Origin of the sequence: Microtetraspora malaysiensis (assembly GCF_001528665.1) — a bacterium.
Lineage (GTDB): Bacteria > Actinomycetota > Actinomycetes > Streptosporangiales > Streptosporangiaceae > Microtetraspora_A > Microtetraspora_A malaysiensis.
In genome coordinates, this window is the sequence record NZ_BBYJ01000028.1 from 61404 (window position 1) to 81642 (window position 20239).

The 20239-nt window shown below is 69.5% G+C and carries 19 protein-coding genes; 6 read left to right on the plus strand and 13 right to left on the minus strand.

The window, feature by feature from the left end:
- Positions 1–36 precede the first annotated feature (36 nt).
- Positions 37–546, minus strand: coding sequence for a fibronectin type III domain-containing protein (locus AWQ71_RS31840; protein ID WP_067140236.1), 510 nt, complete (start codon positions 544–546; stop codon positions 37–39).
- A 45-nt stretch (positions 547–591) separates the two neighbouring features.
- Between AWQ71_RS31840 and AWQ71_RS31845 the strand changes: the two genes are divergently transcribed.
- Positions 592–1212: a signal protein gene (locus AWQ71_RS31845; protein WP_245658674.1), complete on the plus strand. Its 621-nt coding sequence runs from the start codon at positions 592–594 to the stop codon at positions 1210–1212.
- Positions 1213–1832: 620 nt separating this feature from the next.
- On the opposite strand, the gene AWQ71_RS31850 is transcribed toward AWQ71_RS31845, so the two are convergent.
- Positions 1833–3056 carry a saccharopine dehydrogenase family protein gene (locus tag AWQ71_RS31850; protein ID WP_067140242.1) on the minus strand — a complete coding sequence of 408 codons (1224 nt, stop codon included), beginning with the start codon at positions 3054–3056 and terminating at the stop codon, positions 1833–1835.
- A 129-nt stretch (positions 3057–3185) separates the two neighbouring features.
- On the opposite strand from AWQ71_RS31850, the gene AWQ71_RS31855 reads away from it, so the two are divergent.
- A complete protein-coding gene (locus tag AWQ71_RS31855; protein ID WP_067140245.1) occupies positions 3186–3899 on the plus strand; it encodes a TetR/AcrR family transcriptional regulator in 714 nt (237 codons plus the stop codon).
- Between the two features lie 26 nt (positions 3900–3925).
- Here the strand turns inward: AWQ71_RS31855 and AWQ71_RS31860 are convergent, their stop codons facing one another.
- Genes AWQ71_RS31860 through AWQ71_RS31890 form a run of 7 tightly spaced genes read right to left on the minus strand, consistent with a single transcriptional unit; the run spans position 3926 to position 12521 of the window.
- Complete coding sequence (locus AWQ71_RS31860) at positions 3926–4750, minus strand: glutamate ABC transporter substrate-binding protein (RefSeq protein WP_067140248.1); 825 nt, start codon at positions 4748–4750, stop codon at positions 3926–3928.
- A 13-nt stretch (positions 4751–4763) separates the two neighbouring features.
- Complete coding sequence (locus tag AWQ71_RS31865) at positions 4764–6236, minus strand: GlnX family signal transduction membrane protein (protein ID WP_245658677.1); 1473 nt, start codon at positions 6234–6236, stop codon at positions 4764–4766.
- A 1-nt stretch (position 6237) separates the two neighbouring features.
- Entirely contained in the window at positions 6238–6921 is a 684-nt protein-coding gene (locus AWQ71_RS31870; RefSeq protein WP_067140252.1) for an FHA domain-containing protein, read from the minus strand.
- 2 nt (positions 6922–6923) lie between these two features.
- A complete protein-coding gene (locus tag AWQ71_RS31875) occupies positions 6924–8213 on the minus strand; it encodes a VWA domain-containing protein (RefSeq protein WP_245658679.1) in 1290 nt (429 codons plus the stop codon).
- Complete coding sequence (locus AWQ71_RS31880) at positions 8210–9121, minus strand: PP2C family protein-serine/threonine phosphatase (protein WP_245658680.1); 912 nt, start codon at positions 9119–9121, stop codon at positions 8210–8212. The genes AWQ71_RS31875 and AWQ71_RS31880 overlap by 4 nt, the downstream gene beginning before the upstream one ends.
- Positions 9118–11349, minus strand: a complete 2232-nt coding sequence (locus AWQ71_RS31885; protein ID WP_067140258.1) for a serine/threonine-protein kinase — start codon at positions 11347–11349, stop codon at positions 9118–9120. Before AWQ71_RS31885 ends, AWQ71_RS31880 begins: the two co-directional genes overlap by 4 nt.
- On the minus strand, positions 11346–12521 hold the full coding sequence (locus AWQ71_RS31890; RefSeq protein ID WP_084259514.1) for a hypothetical protein: 1176 nt from the start codon (positions 12519–12521) through the stop codon (positions 11346–11348). The genes AWQ71_RS31885 and AWQ71_RS31890 overlap by 4 nt, the downstream gene beginning before the upstream one ends.
- A gap of 357 nt (positions 12522–12878) precedes the next feature.
- On the opposite strand from AWQ71_RS31890, the gene AWQ71_RS31895 reads away from it, so the two are divergent.
- A complete protein-coding gene (locus AWQ71_RS31895) occupies positions 12879–13382 on the plus strand; it encodes an RNA polymerase sigma factor (protein WP_067140264.1) in 504 nt (167 codons plus the stop codon).
- Positions 13379–14023, plus strand: a complete 645-nt coding sequence (locus AWQ71_RS31900; protein ID WP_067140266.1) for a permease-like cell division protein FtsX — start codon at positions 13379–13381, stop codon at positions 14021–14023. The genes AWQ71_RS31895 and AWQ71_RS31900 overlap by 4 nt, the downstream gene beginning before the upstream one ends.
- A gap of 368 nt (positions 14024–14391) precedes the next feature.
- Here the strand turns inward: AWQ71_RS31900 and AWQ71_RS43450 are convergent, their stop codons facing one another.
- Positions 14392–14601, minus strand: coding sequence for a transposase (locus AWQ71_RS43450; protein WP_084259515.1), 210 nt, complete (start codon positions 14599–14601; stop codon positions 14392–14394).
- A gap of 72 nt (positions 14602–14673) precedes the next feature.
- Between AWQ71_RS43450 and AWQ71_RS31905 the strand changes: the two genes are divergently transcribed.
- Positions 14674–15825: an RNA-guided endonuclease InsQ/TnpB family protein gene (locus AWQ71_RS31905; protein WP_067140374.1), complete on the plus strand. Its 1152-nt coding sequence runs from the start codon at positions 14674–14676 to the stop codon at positions 15823–15825.
- 68 nt (positions 15826–15893) lie between these two features.
- On the opposite strand, the gene AWQ71_RS31910 is transcribed toward AWQ71_RS31905, so the two are convergent.
- Complete coding sequence (locus AWQ71_RS31910) at positions 15894–16739, minus strand: phage baseplate protein (RefSeq protein ID WP_218002046.1); 846 nt, start codon at positions 16737–16739, stop codon at positions 15894–15896.
- Positions 16740–17395: 656 nt separating this feature from the next.
- Between AWQ71_RS31910 and AWQ71_RS31915 the strand changes: the two genes are divergently transcribed.
- The gene (locus tag AWQ71_RS31915; RefSeq protein WP_067140272.1) at positions 17396–18481 is read left to right on the plus strand and encodes a serine hydrolase domain-containing protein; all 1086 of its coding nucleotides are present in this window, start codon (positions 17396–17398) and stop codon (positions 18479–18481) included.
- A 6-nt stretch (positions 18482–18487) separates the two neighbouring features.
- Here the strand turns inward: AWQ71_RS31915 and AWQ71_RS31920 are convergent, their stop codons facing one another.
- Together AWQ71_RS31920 and AWQ71_RS31925 are read right to left on the minus strand one after the other, a co-directional pair.
- Positions 18488–19111: a response regulator transcription factor gene (locus AWQ71_RS31920; protein ID WP_067140275.1), complete on the minus strand. Its 624-nt coding sequence runs from the start codon at positions 19109–19111 to the stop codon at positions 18488–18490.
- Positions 19108–20211, minus strand: coding sequence for a sensor histidine kinase (locus AWQ71_RS31925; protein ID WP_067140278.1), 1104 nt, complete (start codon positions 20209–20211; stop codon positions 19108–19110). Before AWQ71_RS31925 ends, AWQ71_RS31920 begins: the two co-directional genes overlap by 4 nt.
- Positions 20212–20239: the final 28 nt, after the last annotated feature.

Here is a 20239-nt window from a genome sequence, read left to right on the forward strand (position 1 = left end):
AGGCCGTGGTGCAGGGCTTGCCGCTGAGCGTGAAGCTCACCGGCGCGGGCGCCGGGCCGTCGCCGCCCGGTAGGACACCGAGCACACCGGGTCGGGCATCGGCAGCCCCTCCCTGGCCAGCGCCGACAGCGGGTCCGACGGCGAGCTCATGTTCCCGGTCTCGTCCCTCGCGACCACCACGTACGTGTAGCGCTGCCCGATGACCAGGCCGGACTCGGCGAAGTTCGGGAACGTGGAGGCGGCCACCGTACCGGCTTTGACGTAGCCGGTGGCGGTCTCGCGGTACACGTCGTACGCGGTCACCGCCACGTTGTCGGTCGACGGCTGCCAGCAGAACGTGACGCCGCGGTAGTCCTGCAAGCAGGCGTCACGCAGGCCGGCCGGCCTGGTCGGCGGCAGGATGTCACCGGGCGGCGGGGTCGGCGTCGAGGTCGGCGACGCGCCCGTCACCGCGGTCACCGTGATCAGCCCCGAGGGCGGGCTGACGTTGCCGGCGGCGTCCCTGGCGACGACGTCCTCCCTCGGCATGCGCGAAGCGACGATCACTTGATCGATGTGAGGGTGGATGGTGATCGAGTCTATGATCCCCGGATGCCTCGAAGATCCGCATTATTGCTTCCGCTGGCCCTCGGTCTCCTCGCAGGCTGTGGGGTGGTGGCTCAAAAGAGCAGCGCAGACGGCATCGCGTCTTCGGAATCGCCCGGCTCGGCGGCAGAGTCGATCCAGGGACGCTGGTGGACGTGGGCAGCCTCCGAAAGCGAGAGCACGAACCCTGTGGCGGACACGACGGGGGAGTTCTGCGATCGGAACCAGCCAGAAGACGTGTGGTTCCTGGCCGGAACCTTCGGCGGCACTGTACAGCGGACATGCAGGCTTCCCGCAGGGCGGGCGGTGGTATTTCCGCTGGTGAACCTGGTCGCCTCCGAGGCTCAATGCGAGGAGTTCATGATCGCCGCGAAAGGCAGGGCCGTCCTCGACGGCAAGCCGGTCACGTCGGAGCGGATGGAAGACGACGACGTCGCGGTGACCGGCGTGGCGGGCAACCCGCTGACCGGGGAGGACGGTACAGACACGTTCTACGCGTGTGGCCTCTGGGCGCGCCTTCAACCGCTGCAGCCCGGTCGTCACGAGCTCACCATTCGCGGTTCCTCCGGCGGCTTCCGGGTAGGCGTCGACTACACGCTCATCGTCGGGACCGCGCAGCAAGCATAGGTACGTCCTGAGAGGGCGATCTGCGAGCTATTGCCCACTCATGCCCCCAGAGCTCCGACATTCTCTCGTTTTGTCCGGTTTGATCACGCGATGCCGAGGGTGGCGAGGCATCGTCCGGGGTCTTGAGCGTGGCGGCGGTTGGCCGCGGCATGCGGAAACAGCAGCCCGGGCCCCGGAGCGGCCCTACCAGAGAGGACAGCGGTCCTCGCCGTGCCCGCGCAGGGATCAAGCGTCCGTCAGCCTGTGAGCCCGCCGCCCATGCGGGCAGCGGCAGATCATGACCGATGCTGAAAGTTACCGCCCGGGGATGATCGTCCCCGAGAACGTGGACGAATGCGACTCCGGGTGCGGGCACCAGCATGGTCTGATGAGAGAGTCTCCGCGTCGAGGTCACGGCCTACTTCCGGCTCCGGGCCACGTCATGATGAGGCCGCAACCAACTGGCCGTACAGGGCCTTCTCCGACAGGGCGCCGCCGTTAAGCGCGGGCTTGCGGTTGAAGCGGAACACAGGCGAGGTGACGTCGAACCTCGACAGCGACATTCGTCCGCAGAGGCGGCGGGCAGGACTTCGTCAGATCGTCATGGCGGTCCGGGAGGCGGGGCGCCCCGTCGCTCACGGTCACTGTTCGCGCATGCCCCACGGGGTGCCGTACGCGGTCAGCAGGTCGAGGAAGGGCCGGGGCGGAAGGGCTTCCGGACCCAGGACGCCGACGCCGGACCAGAGGCCCGCGGCTATCAGCTCAAGGGCCACCACCGGGTTGACGGCGGTCTGCCACACCACGGCCTGGGAGCCGTACTCCCGCATGGACCACTCGTTGTCGACCACGTGGTAGAGGTAGACCTCGCGCGGGCTGCCGTTCCTGGTGCCCTTGACCCAGGTGCCCGCGCACGTCTTGCCGCGCATGCGCTCCCCGAGGGTCGCGGGGTCGGGCAGGCACGCCGCGACCACGTCGCGCGGGGAGACCATGACGGGAGTGCCGTCCGCGCCGAGGACCTGGACCGGCTCGGTGCGGTCGAGGCCGAGCAGATGCAGGGTTCGCAGCGTCTGGATGAACTCCGCGCCCAGTCCGTACTTGAAGGTCACCCGCTCGGCGTCGACCCAGCGGGGAACGAGCAGCACCTCCTCGTGCTCGACGTTGACGCACTCGACCGGGCCGATGCCGTCGGGAAAGTCGAACACCTCCGGCTCACTGAAGGGCGGGGTGGTGAACCAGCCTCGGCCGGCCTCGTAGACGATCGGCGGGTTGAGGCACTCTTCGATGGTGGTCCAGATGTTGAACGAGGGCGCGAAGTCGTACCCCTCCACGGTGAGGTCGGCGCCGTCGCGGATACCGATCTCCTCGATGTGATCGAAGAGCTCGTCGGCTGCGTAACGGGCGAAGACATCCGACAGCCCCGGCTCCACACCGATGCCGACCAGCGCGAGCTTGCCCGCCTTCTCCCACTCGGCGGCCAGTTCGAACTGAGCGTCGCCGAGCTTGACCCCGCACACCTCATGGGGACGCTCCGGGTGCGGCCGGGACAGCGACATCGCCATGTCCAGGTAGTGCGCGCCGACGCGCAGCGCCGCCCGGAACAGCGGCATCACGAAGCGCGGGTCGGTGGCGTTGAGCAGGACGTCGCAGCGGTGCTCCTCCAGCAGTGCCGCCACGGCCGCCTCGTCGCTCGCGTCGACCCGCCCGGCGCTGAAGCGGGTACCCGCCTCCCCGAGCGCGGCGACGGCCGCCTCGGCGCGCGACAGGTCGTAGTCGACGACGACCATGTGGTCGAAGAACGATCGGCGGGCCGCGATCCGGGTGATCGCCGTGCCCACACCACCGGCACCGACAAGCAGAACACGCATGACAGAACATCCCCTTTCCGAGGCACACGCCTTGGTGTGCCCGATCCAACGTCACCACCCCTTCATACGTCAATGGTGTTGGCATAAGCTCGGGGGCGAAGGAACAGGCAACAGGAGGAGGGGAACACCGTGCCCAAGCCGGTGGTCTCGGAGTCGGCGCGGCGACGCCGCCGCCCGACGAAGAGCGGGATGGTTCTCTCGGAGGAGCTGATCGTGCGGACCGCGCTGCGTATGCTGCGCGAGCATGGCTCCGCGGGTCTGACCGTGCGACGGCTCGGCATCGCCCTGGGAGCCGACCCCAGCACGCTCTACCGCTACTTCACCGGCATGGACGACCTGACCCTGGCCATCGGCGACATGCTCATCGGCCGGGCGATGGCCGACTGGCACGGCACCGGCGACTGGCGCGCCGATCTTCGCGAGCTGGGCCTGCGCATCCACGCCGCCTACCTCGAACACCCACAGGCCGCGGTGCTGACCGCCAACCGCATATCCGGCAAGTCTCACGAAGTCGCGGCTGACGAGGCGATCCTCGGGCTGCTGCGGGGCGCGGGGTTCCCGGACCGAGACGTCGTCCGCATCTACCACGCCTTCATCGACATGACTCTGGCCTTCGCCGCGCTGGATGCCGCGTCCCTGGCGCTGCCCGAGGAAGCACGCGCGGCGGACGAGGAGATCTGGCAGGCGACCTACGCACGCCTGCCGGCGGCCACTCATCCCAACATCGCGGCGGTCGCCCCCCTGCTGGTCGCCGGCATGAACGACAGCGCCTACCCCGCCGCACTGGAGATGCTGCTCGGCAGCGCCGAGTCACACCTCACTGCCGGTCCGGGCGCGGCCTGACCGGCGTGCCACGGGCCACGCGGACGTCAGCCGCAGCCTTCGAACTGGGGGACGGTGAAAGTGAGCGCCAGGCCGGACTTCCCGAACCACTCCTGCAGCAGCTTCTTGGCGGTTCCGTCCAGGTACATCTCGGTGATGGCCTTGTTGACCGCCTCGCAGCCGTCCAGGTCCCCGGCCTTGATGCCCACGCCGTACCGCTCGTCGGTGAACGGCGCGTTGACGATCTTCATGTCCGAGGTGGCGAAGCCGGCCAGGATGAGGTCGTCGGTGGACACCGCGTCCACCTTCCCCGCCTTCAGATCGGACATGCACTCGCTGTAGGAGGCGGCCTCGACCAGCTCCACGGCGATCTTCCGTTCTTCCTTCACCCGGCGCCAGGAGTTCGACCCGGTCACCTGGCACAGCTTGCGCCGCTTCAGGTCCCGCACGTTGGCGACCGCGCTCTCCCCGGCCCGTACGAGAGTGTCCTGGTGGGCGACGTAGTACGGCCCGCCGAAGGCCACCTTCGTCTTGCGTTCCGGAGTGATCGAATAGGTGGCTACGACCAGATCGACCGAGCCGTTCATGAGCGCCTTCTCCCGCTCGGACGAGGGCACCGCGACGAACCTGGCGTTCTTGCCCAGCTTGCGGGCGATGTAGCCGGCCACATCGACGTCGAAGCCGGCGAACTCGCCCTCCGCCTTCTTCATCCCCAACCCGGGCTGGTCCGGCTTCACTCCGATGACCAGGACATCCTTGTCGAGGATCGACGAGCCGGCGCCGCAGGCCGTCGCCGACAGCAGCACCACGGCCCCGAGCAGCACCGAGGCGGCGATGCGCCGCAAACGACCCCTCCTGGTCAGCGCGACCATTGACATCATCCCTTCACCGGTACTCGGCGAGCCGGGGCCGGACTCCGACCAGGATCAGCAGGGCGGCGGCGAGCGCCGCCCCTGACAGCAGAAGGTTCCAGCCACCGAGGGCGCGGTCGCCCTCCGCCACGGCGTCGTCGAACGCCAGGCGGTGCAGCTTCGTCAACTCGACCAGGGCGCCGTCGTAGGCCCTGAATGAGGCGCCCGTGGCCTGCCGTACGGCGTCCGCGCTCCTGCCCGTTGTGGCGAACTGCCGCATCTGCCGGTCATCGTGCTGGAACTTCTGGTAAAGCGTGAGCACCCTGGCCAGGGCCTCACGCTGGCCGGGGAGGGTGATCCGACCGGCCTCCGAGCCGTAGAAGCCGAGGAAGTCCGCCTTACCGGGGAAGGCGGCGACGCTGTTGTCCACCGCGGCGTAGTACTTGTCCAGGTTCCCGCCGGGGACGTAGAGCACCGACTGTGACTTGTCGAGGTACACCTGCTCGTAGGTGTCCGCCCGCTGCGGGTCGAGCAGATACCTGCTCTCATCACCGTGCAGGCTGTTCCCGATCGCGCGTGCCCGAGACAGCACGAGAACCGAGTCGAAGCCATCCTCCTTGGCCGTCCGCATATCGTCGGACACCCGCTGCAGGACGAGCACTCCCGCGATGGTCAGCACACCGACGACGACGGTGGCCGCCAGCAGCGCCGGGTTGATCGCACGGCGGAACCTGCGGGCCAGGAAGGCCTGCAGCGCGACGAGGACGGCCAGCGCGAACGCCCCACCGAGCGCCACCCAGAACCGGCCCGCCAGCACGGCGGCCGACTCGTCCGCGTAAGCGTGCCTGACGACGGTCCCGCTGTCGAGCGTGAGGTTGTACGCCTTGGGCAGCAGGTCCAACCGCATCAGGTCGGTGGCCTGGCGATAGACGTCGAGAGCCGCCTGCGAGGGGGGCCCTGCGGCATGCCGGGACTGCTCGTCCAGGAGCAGGGCGCGCGACGCGAGCCGCTCGTAGCGGCCGAGCCCGTCGAGTACGGCGCGCACGGTCATCTGCCCCGTCGGGTCGTCGCCGGCCAGGTCGGCGGCCTGCAGCACGGCGCTGTCGGCCTGCGCGCGGCGCTGGTCGTAGCGGTCCAGCGCGGCCTGGCGGCCGGGCCCGCCCTCTTCGCCGGCCAGCAGCACGGTGGCTACCTGGGCGTCCATGTCGCTCAGCGCGAAGTACAGGTCGGCGGTGGCCACCACCTGCGGGCCCGCTGTGTGCCCGATCGCCCGCAGTCCGTCCCCGGCGTGCCCCAGAGCCACGCCCATCAGCGCGAACAGCAGGCCGACGGCGAGGACGGCGGCGCCGGCCCCGGCACGGATCCGCCCGGGAACCGTTCGCAGCCACAGGGCGCGCGGCGGCGAAGAGGCGGGCGTGCGCGCGGTCACAGGCGCGGGCGGAGGGACGGACGCGGAGGTGGGGCCGGTGGTGGTTGGGCCGGTGGTGGTGGGGGTGACAACGGCCATCTCAGCCCTTCCGCACCGTGATGCTGGTCCATGCGCCGACGTGGACGCGATCCCCGTCGCCGAGCGGGATCAGCGCGTTGTGCTCCACCGTCTTGCCGTTGAGCAGGGTTCCGTTGGCGGATCCCAGGTCGACGAGCTGCCACGTCCCGTCGGGCTGTGCGAGCAGCACCGCGTGCAGGTGGGAGACGCCGGGGTCCTCGGGCGGTCCGGCCAGGTCGATCTCGGGGGTCAGCGCCCGCGACTTGCTGCGCCGCCCGATCCTGACCTCGAGCCCGGCCAGAGGTACCCGCCGCTCCGGGCAGTACGGCGGGAACGCGACGCGGGCCGCGTCGGGGCCGCCCTGCGCGATCATCGCCTCGTAGTGGTCGCGGTCCGCCGCGATCACCGCGACCCAGCCGGAGGCCGGGGTGTCCGGCGTGGAGGGCTGCGTGGATGGCGGCGTGGACGGCGGCGTCACCTGGTTCCCGCCGCCGAGCACGAAGTCGTAGCCGCAGCTCTCGCAGAATCGGCCGCCACGTGGTGCCCCGCAGTCGGGACAGTCGTCCAGCTGGTGGGCGTCGGGCGGGACGGCCGGAGCCGAAGCGACCGGGGCAGCCGGGGCGGCCGGGGCGGCCGCCAGCAGCGCACCGCAGACGTCGCAGTACTCCTCGTCCGCAGAATCGTGCCCTACCGGGCAGATCGCCATGCTCAGGCCTCCGGGTCCTTGCTCATCCGGACGGTGCGGACCGACCGGGTGTCGAGCGCTATCTCGTCCGCCTTGTCGACGTCCCGCCGGAGGCGGGCGGTTCCCGTGCCAGGGTCGAACTCGATCACCTTGTCGAGCAGCTTGGCGGTCTCCTCGTTGCCGGCCTTCTCGGCGATGCCGCGTGCCTTGCCGAGCCGGGCGGTCGCGGTGTCCAGGTCACCGTCGTTGCGGGCCTGCAGGCCCTCCTGGATGAGCGAGGCGAGCTCCTGCTGGCCGGTGTAGTGGGCCACCCGGGGGTTGATGCGGGTCGACTGGACGGGGTCGTCGCTCCACTGCGCCAGGATGTTCCCCTTGGCCAGCACCTCTCCGGTCCCGGGCAGAACCAGCCGCACCAGGCCGGCGCGCATCTCCTGGCCGACGTTCCCGGCCGGCACCCGCACGTTGATGTGGTATTCGCGGGATTCGCCGCCCCAGGCTCCGGTGGGGTAGTCGCCGGTCAGCGCGTCCACCTCGGTGCGGCGGCCGGTCAGGTCCTCCAACGTCGGCGAGACCTGCTTGACGAAGTTCAGCTTCGCCGCGCGCGGCGTCCACAGACGCAGCGCCACGTCCGCGACCGTCTTGCCCATCGCCGCCTGGGTCATCGCCCGGAAGTCGGCCTCCAGGTCCTCGGGCCGGCGGATGTCCATCACGCTGCCGAGCAGGGTGGAGGCGATCTCGCGAAGCTCGGCGACCACCCAGTCGACGCCCACGCCGCGGCAGTCGCAGACGAACTTCCCCGCACAGTACGCCAGGTTCGCGGCGAACTCCGGCGGCTTCTCGTGCTCGTTCTTTCCGTCGGTCAGCAGGATGGCATGCTTGATCGCGCCGGGGTACGCCTGCTGGAAATCGCTGAACAGATCGGCGGCGCGACGCAGCCACCGGCCCATCGCCGTCCCCCCTTCGGCCACCAGCCGGGTGACGGCCTCCCTCGCGGCGCTTCTGCTCTCCGGGGTCGCCGGCACCAGCATCGCCCGGTCGGGGAAGATGATCTGGGCTTCGTGGTTGCCGGCGACGACCGCGAAGTGCACCCCGTCGCGGAGGGTGTCGATGGCGGCCCGCGCGGCCTTCCTCGCCTCGGCGATCTTGTCGTACGACATCGAGCCGGAGGTGTCGACGATGATGATCTCGGCGGCCTCGACCGTGGGGGCGCGCTCGATCGGGCCGCTCGCCTCGACCGTGACGATCGCGTGCACCTCCCCGCTTCCCGTGGGAAGGTATTTGTTCTGGTCTACGCGCATGGTGAAGTCGGTCACTGCTGCTCCTTCGGGAAGACCACGGTGGCCTCGGTCTGATCCCCGGGTCCGAAAGGGATCACCAAGACGGTGATGTTGTCGTGTCCTCCGGCCTCCAGCGCGAGCTGCACGAGCCGCTGCGCCGCCGCGCGGGGGGTGGCGTTCAGGGCGACGGCCGCGAGCGCCGCCGGCTCGGGGTGGTAATTCCACAGGCCGTCGCTGCACAGCAGGACCACGCCCGGCCCGTCCGGGGTGAACGTGCGGATGTGCGGCACGACCTCGCCCGCGTCCGCGCCCAGCCAGGCGGTCAGCATGTGCGTTCCCGGGGTGGCGTCGTCACCGGTCAGCGCCTCGGATCCGGGTCCGAGCCAGTAGGCCCGGCTGTCGCCCACCCAGCCGACCGTGACCTGCCGCCTGCCAACCACCGCCGACACGTAGGTGCAGGCGGGCGCGTCCCCACCCTTCTCGGCCAAGGCGGCGACGGCTTCGGCGGCGAGCCGTACCGCCTCCCGGGTCGCGGTCTCGGCGTCGGCCCCCTCCCCCAGGTGCTTGGCGAGGACGGCCGCGGCGGTGGCGACGGCGGTCTGGGACGCCTCCTCCGGGCGCGGCGAGGTGGACACCCCGTCACAGACCACTCCCACGGCCACCGTGTCGGCTGCCGTGCCGGCCGCCGTCAGCGCCATGGCGTCCTCGTTGCGGTTGTGCCGCAGGCCACGGTCGCTCACCCCGGCCGCGACCTCCAGCTCGATCTCGACGTGGTCGCGGTCGGAGGGCTGGAGCATGCCGCAGTTCTCGCAGTAGCCGTCGGCCCCGACCGCCGGAGCGCCGCACGTGGTGCAGCCGGCGACTCCCAGCGCGTGGCCGCACTGCTCGCAGAACGCCTCACCCGCCAGGACGAGCGTCCCGCAGGCGGGACAGCTGCCGCTCACCACAGCGTCCTCGGACGTACGGTGTTGGCCAGATCGACGAAGGCGTGCCGCTCCTCCACGGATCGCGCCGATCTGGCCAGCGCCCGGTAGACGCGCTCCAGCTCGGCGCGCACATCCCGCTCGTGCAGCGGAGTGCCCAGCAGCGTCGCCTGCCCGGATGAGGCGGCCTGACCGGTGGTGACCCGGCCGAGGGCGCTCCGCAGCACCTCCGAGAGCAGCCCGTCGCGGTCCCGGGCGTCGAGCTTCAGGCTCCGCAGCCGCTCGCCCGCGGCGACGAGTTCGCCTTCGGCAGGGTCATGTCCTCGTACGGCCGTCGCCACCGCGGCCGCCTGCGCGGCGGTGCGGTGGATGGAGGTCGCGGGCACCTCGTCCAGGCCGGCGGTCGCCCCGGCACGGTCGCCCTCCGCCAGCCGGAGCCTGGCCAGGCCGAAGCCGGCGCTCACGTATGAGCGGTCCGTCTGCCAGATGGCCGCGTAATGGCGAGCCGCCTCCTGGCCCGCTCCGCCGGCTTCGAGGGCGAACGCGAGTGCCAGCCTGGGCGCGGCCTCGCCGGGGAGCCACGAATAGAGCCCGTCGAAGATGCGCGCCGCTTCCTCCGGGTCCCCCGAGGCCAGTTGCCCGACCCCCCGATACCACCAGATCCGCCAGTCTCCCGGCAGTTGCCCGGTGGCGTCCGCGAGCAGCTGGTCGGGGACCGGACGGCCGAGTTCACTGAGCACCCTGATCAGCGCGAGCGTGGTCTCCGGAGTGGACGGGGCGGATTCGAGCAGCGTCACCAGCTCGGCGGGGTTTCCCGAAGTGAGGCCCGCGAGCAGGCCGGCGCCGGGGTCGAGCGGGTCCACCAGGGGGACGGGCAGCGCGGACACGACGGCGAGGCGGTCGAGTGGGCCAAAGACCTTGCCGGTGGCCGCCGGGGCGAGCTCGGTTCCGACGGCCCGGCGCTCCGGGCCGAACAGTCCGGACTGCGCGGCGTGGGGGACGCCCAGCTCGGCGGCGCGCACCTCCCTGAGCACGCCGACGAGCTGGTCGGACATCTCCGCCGTGCTCTGGAACCGCCGGGCCGGCTCGGAGTCGGTCGCCCGTTCCAGGAACCGGCGGTAGGACTCGTACCTCTGGTCGATCGCCGGCAGCGGAGAGGCGGACCCGTCCCTGACGGGACTGAACGGGAAGCCCAGCACGGCGAGCGTGCGCCCCACCGTGTAGAGGTCGGAACAGATCGACGGCCCGTCGAAGGCGATCTCCGGCGCCTGGTACCCGACCGTCCCGTAGATCGCGCTGTCCGCGTCGTCGATCCGCCGCACGGCGCCGAGATCGATGAGCTTAAGCTGCTCCTCCACCTGGATGACGTTGCCCGGCTTCAGATCGCAGTAGAGCAGGCCCTGGTCGTGCAGGTAGCCGAAGGCCTTGAGGATCTCCAGCCCGTAGGCGATGACCTGGGCGACCGGAAGCGCCTGGCGGTTGGCACTCTCCCGTAGCCGCGCGTGCAGCATCTCCTGGAGCGACACACCGCCGACGTACTCCATCACGATGTAGCCCACCATCGTCCCGGTGCCGGGGTCGGGGTGGGTGACGAAGTTGAAGATCTTGACGATGTTCGGATGGTCCATCGCGGTGAGGAAATGCCGCTCGGCCTCCGCCGCCGCCAGCGCCTCCACGTCCCCGGTGTCGAGCAGCCCCTTCAGGACCACCCACCGGCCCTCCAGGTGCCGGTCGGCCGCCAGGTAGATCCAGCCGAGACCACCGTGCGCCAGACAGCCCTTGACCTCGTACTGCCCGCCGACGAGTTCGCCCTCGGCGAGCTTGGGCGTGAACGAGAACCGCCAACCGCAGTGCGGGCAGTACCCCTCCGGCCGCCCTGGCTGGTCACCTCTGCGGCGGCCTACCGGCTTGCCGCAGTCGGGATTGCCGCAGAAGCGCCGGTCCTCCGGCACCTGGGGGTGGGCCAGTACCACCCCGGCCGGGTCCCGGTACGGCACGGCCGGCACCTCGACCAGGCCCATCCCGAGCTGGCCTCTGCTCGACCGGCCGCTCGGCCGGCTCGTGCCGGTACGTGCCGTACCCGACATTTCCAGCGGGATGGACGGTCTGGTCAGGGACGCCGAGGGCGGCGCCGGCGCCGGGTCCGGCTGTGAGGCCGGCTCCGGCTCCGGCTGCGGGGCCAGACCGCAGGCGTCGCAGTAACCGTCCTCCACCGTGCCGCCGCACCCCGGCTGGGCGCATCTGATCATCCCGCCACTCCGATCCGGCTGATCGCCCGCTGGTAGGCGGCGATCGCGACGGTAGCCTGCCGTAGATCACACGGTGCCGTCCAGAGCAGGCCGCGGGCCTCCCCGTACATCTCACTGAGTGCGGCGTCCTCGGCATGCCCGAGCCGGACCACCTTGGCGTGGTAGGCCTCCAGCCGGCCACGCAGCTCGTCACGACGGCCGATGAGGCCCGCCATCGATTCGGTCGCGGTCCGCGCTCGCGCCAGCGCCTCGTCCACGGCCCGTTCCAACCCGGTCAGCCGCTCGACCAGCTCCAGCCAGCGACCGCCGGCCGTATCCAGCGCGGCCAGCCGGTCCCGCAGCGCGGCGGCCTCGTCCGGCAGCGCCGGCAGCGCGGGTGAGGCGATCTTGACGAGCACCGTGTCCCGGATCGAGCGAGCCTCGTTCTCGGCCTCGGCGACCTGCGCGATGCGCTCGCCGAGGCGGCGGGCCCGGTCGCCGTACTCCGCCCGGATCCGCGCGGCCTGCTCCAGCAGCCCGCGACGGGCGGCGAGGTCGGCGAGTAATCCGTTGAGCTCGCCACCGATCTTGCCGTCGGGGGCGGCAGCGCCGAGCGGGTCGGCGGTGACCACCGCGCGAATCCGGTCGATCCCGGCGCCGATGCGCTCCAGATCCGGATCGGCGCCGTCGAGGTCGCGCAGCTGGTCCTGAGCCGAGCGGCGGGCGACATCGGCCTCGTCGAGCCGCGGGAGCAGCGCACTCCAGGCGTCGTCCGCGGCCGCGACCGTCTCGGCGACGTCGCGGTAGGCGGCGTCCATCCGCGCCACCACCGTGTCCAGCGTGATCCACTCGCCTGCGGCCCGCAGCAGCGACCGCTTCTCGACGGGCACGTTCTCCGGCTTCAGCTCCACCGACGGGCCGGCGAGCAGCCCGGTCAGCGCGGCCAGGTCGGGCTTGCCGGCCCTGAGCTCCTGTGCGCGATCGAGCACCCCCCGGTAGGCGTCGAACAGCCACCACAAGGTCACCGCTCGGGCCTGTGCCTCGTCCCAGCGGCGCCCGGTCTCCCCGGTCAGCCGCGCACCCTTGAGCAGCCGGTAACCCGGGTGGGAGTCGAGGTCCAGCAGGTCGTCCGAGATCCGATCACGTTCCTCGGCACGGCGACGCAGCGCGAAGTCGACTGCTTCGATGCTCATCGGCGGGCCACCGGCCCCTGGCATGGCCAACGTGCATGCGCTCCCAGCGTGGGATGGACAAGATTGTTCCCACCCCTAATCTTTACACAATTTTGAGATTCGCGCGCTATACCCGTTCCCTCCGCCGGTCGGCGCCCGGACTCCGTCAGCGCGACGCCGACCGCGCCACCTGCACCGCGCCCGCCGCAACACGACCAACGGCACCACGACCAGATCCACGTTGGGCTCCGCGATGAGGACCCCTCCCCGGGGTCCGTCGCACCCTGATGCGATAACGCCGTCCGAGAAGAACGTGAGCCCTACGGGAGGATTTTCTCCCCGGCGGTAATCGAAGGGATGTAGAGGTCATTACCAAGTGTGGACGATTCCGAAGCGCAACTCACCGCGCTCTATAAGGGGCACTACCGCAGCGTGCTCAGTTACGTGCTGCTGCGAGCCGAGCAGCAGACCGCCGAGGACATCACCAGCGAGACCTTCCTGATCGCCTGGCGACGACTCGACCGCGTGCCTGAGCCGCCGCTGCCCTGGCTGCTCGGTGTGGCCCGCAATCTGCTGCGGACGCAACGCCGGTCCCGGCTGCGCGGACAGAGCCTGGTTGAGCGGCTCGCCGAGCTGGCCCCGGCCGGCGATGTTGCCGAACAGGTTGCCGAGCGACAGGCGGCACTGAACGCGCTCGCGGACCTGTCCGAGCGCGACGCCGAGGCCGTGCTCCTGGCCAGCTGGTACGGCCTCAACCCAGCCGAGGCCGCGAAGGTCGCGGGCTGCTCGGCTCGCACGTTCAATGTCCGCCTGCACCGTGCCCGCCGCCGCCTGGCCGACGCACTCGGCCGCACCCGCCTCACCTTCCAGGAGCAGTCATGAACGACCTCGACGACCTGATCATGTCCCTGCGCCCCGACACCGACGACGCCTACCAGCGCCGCCGCGAGTCCGACCTCGCCCGCACCCTCGCCACTCCTCGCCGTCGCTCCTTCTCCCTGCGGCTGCGGTTGGCGGCGGTGGCCGTTCCTGTCGTGCTCGTCGGCGTCGTGGCCGCGGTCGCACTGGCACCCGCCCCGTCAGAGGATCGCGTCGTTATGGCGGCGAGCCTGCAACAGGTTCTTTCGGCGGGCGCCGAAGAGCCAGTGATCTCGGTCTTCCTGTGCTTCGAAGATGACGCATGGCCCGCGTGTGGCGGCAGCACGGGGGATCCCGGAGGTGGCGGCTCGGCGATCACCGAGCAGGAGAAGGAGAACGTCAACAAGACGCTGACCACGATGCCGGGGGTGGAGAACGTCACGTTCGAGGACAAGGCCGCCCTTTATGACCGTTTCCGCAAGAGCTTTGTTAAGTCTGGCGGGAAGCCAGAAGTGCTTGAGCAGCTCACGGTTGAGGACATGCACGAGTCGTTCCGGGTCACGATGAAGCCCGGTGCGGACTGGCGCCCAGTGATCGAAACGGCGAAGGGGATGCCTGGGGTCGCCAGCGTCTTCGACCAAAGATGCTGCGTGACGACCCGTTAGAAGACCGCTGAAGACGTTGGACTTCTGGCTCCACCCCATCCGGGGCGGAGCCAGCCTGCGCGAGCGGCGCGGCCGCCCAGGCGACCGCCGGCCACGCCGACACCGACCTGATGCGCAACGCGGCGTCTTCGGCCTGGTGCTCAAGGACCGCACGGGTCAGGTGAGTGGCGACGCGGATCCGGCCCGGCCCGTACGGTCCTGCTCCGTCCGCCCGCCGGTCCGCGTTCCGTACGGCACGGGGTGACCCGCGCCATACGGGTGGAAGAGGATGGCGCAAGCCCGAACGGGCTTACGGTTCAGCGGTATATAGCGAGGAACCCCGGGCGTTCACGCCCGGGAGGAATCGCTTCCCTCTCCTCGCCCGGACGCTAGTCGGCCGGGTGGTCCGGAGGTGAGATCCCTCCGGGCCACCCGGCACGCTGGTCCGGGCGTTTCTGGTTCTCGATGTACTCCTTGATGATCGACAGTGAACCGTCGCCGCAGGACGCCGCGAAGTGCGACGGTGACCAGGAATGGCCGCCTCCGGCACTTGGTAGGGAAGACCGAATGCGCGTGGAGGCCGTAGACCTGTAGACCACACTGCGACGTCCGCGGATATCCGGATTCGGTTTCCATCACGGCGACATGAACCAACCGATAATGTGTTCGACGTGAAGCTGGTGGTGCAGGTGAGGCTCCTGCCAACGGCCGAGCAGGCGGCGGCGCTGGAGGCGACCCTGCGCGCCTGCAACGACACGGCGAACTTCGCCTCGGTGACGGCGTTCACGACCGGGGACCGGCGTGAGTACGCGTTGCGCAAGCACACCTATCGCGAGGTGAAAGCGCGCGGGCTGGGGGCGCAAGCCGCCCAGCATGTGATCAAGAAGGTCGCCGACGCCTACACCACACTGAAAGCAGGCATCCGGGCCGGGAACCTGGGACCGAAAGGCTCTGCGCGCCGCGCGCGGGCCGAGAGTAAACCGGTCACCTTCCGCGCCGATGCCGCGCAGCCGTTCGACGACCGATGCCTGTCGTGGGACCACACCGCCCGCACGGTGTCGATCTGGACCACGACCGGCCGGGTGAAGAATGTCGCGTTCGTCGGCTCGCTCGACCAGCTCAAGATGCTCGCGGTGTGCCGGAAGGGCGAATCCGACCTGGTCTGCCGGGACGGCATGTGGTTTCTGTACGCGACCTGCGAGATCCCTGATGTTCCGGTCACTGAACCGGACGGGTTCATAGGGGTGGATCTGGGCATTGCCAACATCGCCACCACCAGCGACGGCACCCGCCACTGCGGCAAGGGCCTGAACGCGGTCCGCCACCGCAACCGGGAATTGCGCCGCAGGTTGCAGGCCAAGGCCACCAAATCCGCCAAACGGCTGCTGAAGAAGCGCCGCCGCACGGAGGCACGGTTCGCCGCCGACACCAACCACACCATCGCCAAGCAGATCGTGACCGAGGCAGAACGCACCGGACGCGGCATCGCCCTGGAAGACCTGGGCGGGATCCGCGACCGGGTACGGCTCCGCAAGCCCCAGCGGGTCACGCTGCACTCGTGGAGTTTCCACCAGCTCGGGTCGTTCATCGCCTACAAGGCGGCCCGGCACGGGGTCGCCGTGATCCATGTGGATCCGGCCTACACCTCCCAGACCTGCTCGGCCTGCGGGCACGTGGACAAGGCCAACCGGCCGAGCCAGGCAACCTTCTCCTGTACGTCGTGCGGCTTCGCTGAGCACGCCGACGTCAACGCAGCCCGCAACATCGCCTCGCGCGGTGTCGCGGGCTGGGCAGTGAGTCACGCTGCCAACGACGCGGCCTGACCCGTACCCGCCAGGTACGGCGAGGAGCTGCAAGCTCGGCCCTTTCAGGGCCGAGAAGCTGACGCGACTTACCAGGTGAGGTCGCTCTTGTAGAAGACGGTCGCCCGGAACTGGTCAGGACTGCCACTGATCTTGCTGGAGAAGCCGAACGCGAGGCGCGGGCCGCCCGACGATCGCCAAATCGCCATTCCCTGAGGTTCGCGACCCGACAGCGACTCGCCCGCTCTCGTCCGGTACACCTCCTCGACCGAGGCCCCGGCCTTGTTCATGTCGAGACGGACCAGGTAGGACGGCTTGGCCGGGTCCGAGGGCTTCGCGGGCGGACCACCGTAGGAGAGGTACGCGTACTGGCCGTACGAGGTCACGCCCTGGAAGTGATCGGAGTCGGAGAGACCGAGTTGGGCGTTGGTCGGGAGGGCGCGCTTGGCGAGGATGGGAGTGGTGTCGCTGATGCCCTTGTCGATGACGGCGGGGAGGTCGAACAGCGCGAGGCGCCACGGGCTCGTCTTCCCCATGTACCGGACGAGCAGCCGGTTCGTGTAGGGATCGATCGACGGTCTCGGACAGTCCCGGAAATCGGAGAGCCGGATCGGGAATTTCCGGACCCCAGCGTCCTTGGCGTAGTCGAGCAGGCCCCCGTCGCTGTACTTGATGCGGCAGATCGTGTGGCTGTTCGGGGCCGTACCGGGGGACAAGCTCCTCCAGTCGCCCGCGAGCCACACGTACGGAGATCCGGACGTGTCCGGCTGGATGGCCATCGACGAACCGTGGTCGAACCCCTGGAGTGCCATGGCGCCCAGCACCTTGCCGCTCAGGTCGGTCCTGGTCATCCAGAGGTCGCCGTTCGTGCTCCCGACCTTGGTCTGCACGAAGTAGATGTGCCCGTGGACGTGGTCGAAGGCGAAGGACTGCATCGCCCAGTAAGGCTGGTGAAGTGTGGCCCGCACAACGGGATCGCCGCCGGCCCCCTCGAATACGAAACGCTGCGATGTCGGGACGGCCGCGGACGCCGATTCAGCCGCGAACAAGGAAAGGCCGCCGCTGGCGGCGGCGGCTGCTATCCCTGTACCGGTTCGGAGGAGCGTGCGACGACTTACGGCAGACGTTCCGCCGATTTGGGTATTTCTGTGCAAGTGCATCACCCTGCTGGCCGTTGGCTGATTTGGTTGATCACGATCAACCTAGCAACGACAAGATCAACTGCGGGCGAAATATGGGCACTTCACGCGCCAGAAGCCATATTTCCTGCGACATAGGGGCGTTGCCGGAGACTGGTGAGACCGTGTTGGGCGGGGCCCAAAACTGCGCGACGCAGGGCGCCGCAACGCCGCCCGCTTCCCGCTCAGCGCCACAGCCACCGCGTTGAACGCACTCAGCGCACAGATCACCCGACCTGCCTTGTCACTACGCTGACCAGCAGACGCCCATCGACCGTGAGGACACCGATGGCCCTACATGACGAGATCACACAGCTCATCGAGGGCGGAGTTCGCGATCGGGTATATCCCGGCGCGGTGTGGGGTTTCGGCGATGCCGAGGGCATCCTTGCCGCTAGTAGTGGTGGGCAGGCATGAGCACTGGTCTTGAAGAGCAGATCGAGCAACTCCTGCGCCAGGGGGTGGAGGAGCAGACCTTCCCTGGTGCCGTGTGGGCCGTCGGCGGATCGGGCGATGCTGTGCTCTACGGGACTGTCGGGGTGCTCGATCCCGAACGGCCAGCTGAGCCGATGCGTTTGGCGACCATCTTCGATATGGCCAGCTTGACGAAGATCATGGCGGTGTGGGCGGCGGCCGGGGTCCTCTGGGAGCAAGGGCAGCTGGATCTGGACGAGCCGTTGGGATCGGTGATGCCCGACGTCGCCGGATATCCGTTGGCGCCAGTGACGGTCCACCAGCTGCTCACTCACACTGCGGGCGTCCCTCTACGAGCCAATCTCCGGGCCCTGTATGGCACCCAACGAGAGGACATCCATCGGGGAGTGCTGCGCGAGACATTGCACCGCCAGCCGGGTACCGCCGTGGAATATACCGACCGGGCAGCTCTGATCATGGGGTTGGTCGTCGAACACCTCAATGGCGCCGCCTTGAACGAGATCTGTGCAGAGACAGTGTGGGGGCCGCTCGGAATGAACCAATCCAGGTTCGGTCCGCTCCCCGCCACCCTGATCGGCCAGGCGGCTCCCACTGAACGCGACCTGGAGTCGGGCGAACGGCTCAGGGGCGTTGCCCACGACTACTCGGCTCGGCTGCTGGGTGGGGTCTGCGGCATAGCCGGTGTTTTCTCCACCTTGGGAGATGTCGAGACGTTTCTGCAGCATCTGATCGCAGATGGCGGTGCAGCCGAGACTAGCTTTGGGAGCAGATGGGTGGAGAAGTCTCTCCAGATCCACACCGGAGGTCTGGAGCCAGCTCGCGGCTTGTTCTGGCACCCGGCTCCTGGCGTCGACCCGAGCGAGGGCCTCTTTGCCCACTACGGCTTCACCGGAACCGCGATGTGGGTGAATCGCGAACAGGGTCGCTGGGCAGCGTTGCTGACCAACAAGCTGTACTACAGCCGAGAGCGGGAGGCGATCGCGCGGATCCGCGACGCGTTCTGCGCCCTGGCCTTTAGGGACTGCCTCAGAGTCGATCAACGGCGTGTCGTAGATCGACTCTGAAAGGCTCTAGACGAGGTTCGCCTCGTAGGCGGCGATGACCAGATGAACCCTGGTACGGGCGTCGAGCTTCAGCAGCAGGCTGCTGACGTGCGTCTTGACCGTGCTCAGTGTGACGTACAGGGTCTGCGCGATCTCCGCGTTGGACAGGCCGCGCGCCACCAGGATCAGCACCTCCCGCTCGCGTTCGGTGATGTCCAGGCGACGGGCTGGTGGGCTCACGTAACGCTCGATCAGCCGCCGCGTGGCGCTGGGTCCGAGTAGGGAGTCGCCGGACGCGATGGCCTGCACGCTCCTGATCAGCTCGGTCGGCGGGGTGTCCTTGAGCAGGAAGCCCGCTGCGCCGGCCTGGAGCGCTCCGTAGACGTACTCGTCCAGGTCGAAGGTGGTCAAGATGAGCACGCGGGCCTGCGGATTCGCGGCGCAGATGCGGCGCGTGGCCTCGATGCCATCCATCTCGGGCATCCGTACGTCCATCAGCACCAGGTCGGGCGGTTCGCTCGCGGCGACGGTCACTGCCTGCGCGCCCGTCGCGGCCTCGCCGTACACCTGGAATCCCGGCACGCTGTCGATCAGCCGGCGGAAGCTCGCCCTGATGAGTGGCTGGTCGTCGGCCACCAGCACCTTGATCACAGCGGCAACCTCGCCATCACCCGGAAACCACGCACCGGGCGGACGCCCGCCTCGAACTCGCCGCCGAAGATGCGCACGCGCTCGCGCAGCCCTGTCAGCCCGTGTCCGTAGGGCCGTTCCCGCGCGTTGCTCCCGTCGTCGGTGATCTCCACGACCAGCCTCTCTTCCTGCCGTTTGATCAGCACCGTGGCCCGCTGGGCCCCGGCGTGCTTGAGCACGTTGGTCAGCGCTTCCTGCACGATCCGGTAGACCGTGAGCTCCATCTCCCCGCGGACCTCGCCGTCGAGCCGCAACTCCACCTCCAGGCCCGCGGCCCTGATCCTGGCTAGGAGATCGTCGAGGTCGCTGAGCCCGGGAGCGGGGACCAGGTCTGCCGAGCTGTCCTCGCGCAGCACGCCGAGCAGGCGCCTGGTCTCGCGCAGCGCCGACCTGCTGGTCTCTTCGATCGAGCCGAGCGCGCGGCTCATCTCCTCGGCGCCGCCGACGTGTCGTTCGATGCCGGCTTGCACGGCGATCGTGCTGAGGCTGTGACCGATGACGTCATGCAGCTCTCGGGCGATGCGTAGGCGTTCCTTCGCCGCCTCGGCACGGGCCCGCTCTTCGGCCTTGGCGGCCAGCTGCTCGGTGTAGAGCCTGCGCTGCCGTACCGCGGTGCCGGTGGTCCAGGCCGCCACCACGATCGCCAGCACCAGCCCGAGCTGGTCGAGGATCTGGCCCCGCAACGGGAACTCCACCACCCCCTGCATCGTGACCGCCACCGCCACGAGCAGCGCGGGCACCGCCTTGCTCCGGGTAGCCAGCGTGTACAGCACGAGCGGCATGCCGAACGGATCCGCCTGCGGGATGAGGAACTCCCGCATCCCCAGCCCGCCGATCAGCACGACCACGAACACCGCCCGCGGCCACAGGCGCCTGACCGCGAGGGGCAGGCTGGTGGCCAGGGCCACCGTGAAGTCGAGCATGTCGGGCGGCGCGGGATTACGCGAGTGGATGAGCCCGAGGAAGCCGGCTGCCAGCAGCAGCGCCACCACAGTGTCGAGGGACACCCAGGCCCAGTCCGGTATCCGGCTCAGCAGGGGAAGCCGGGGCTGATCACGCACATCTTCGACCCTAGCCACCGGGCTCGGC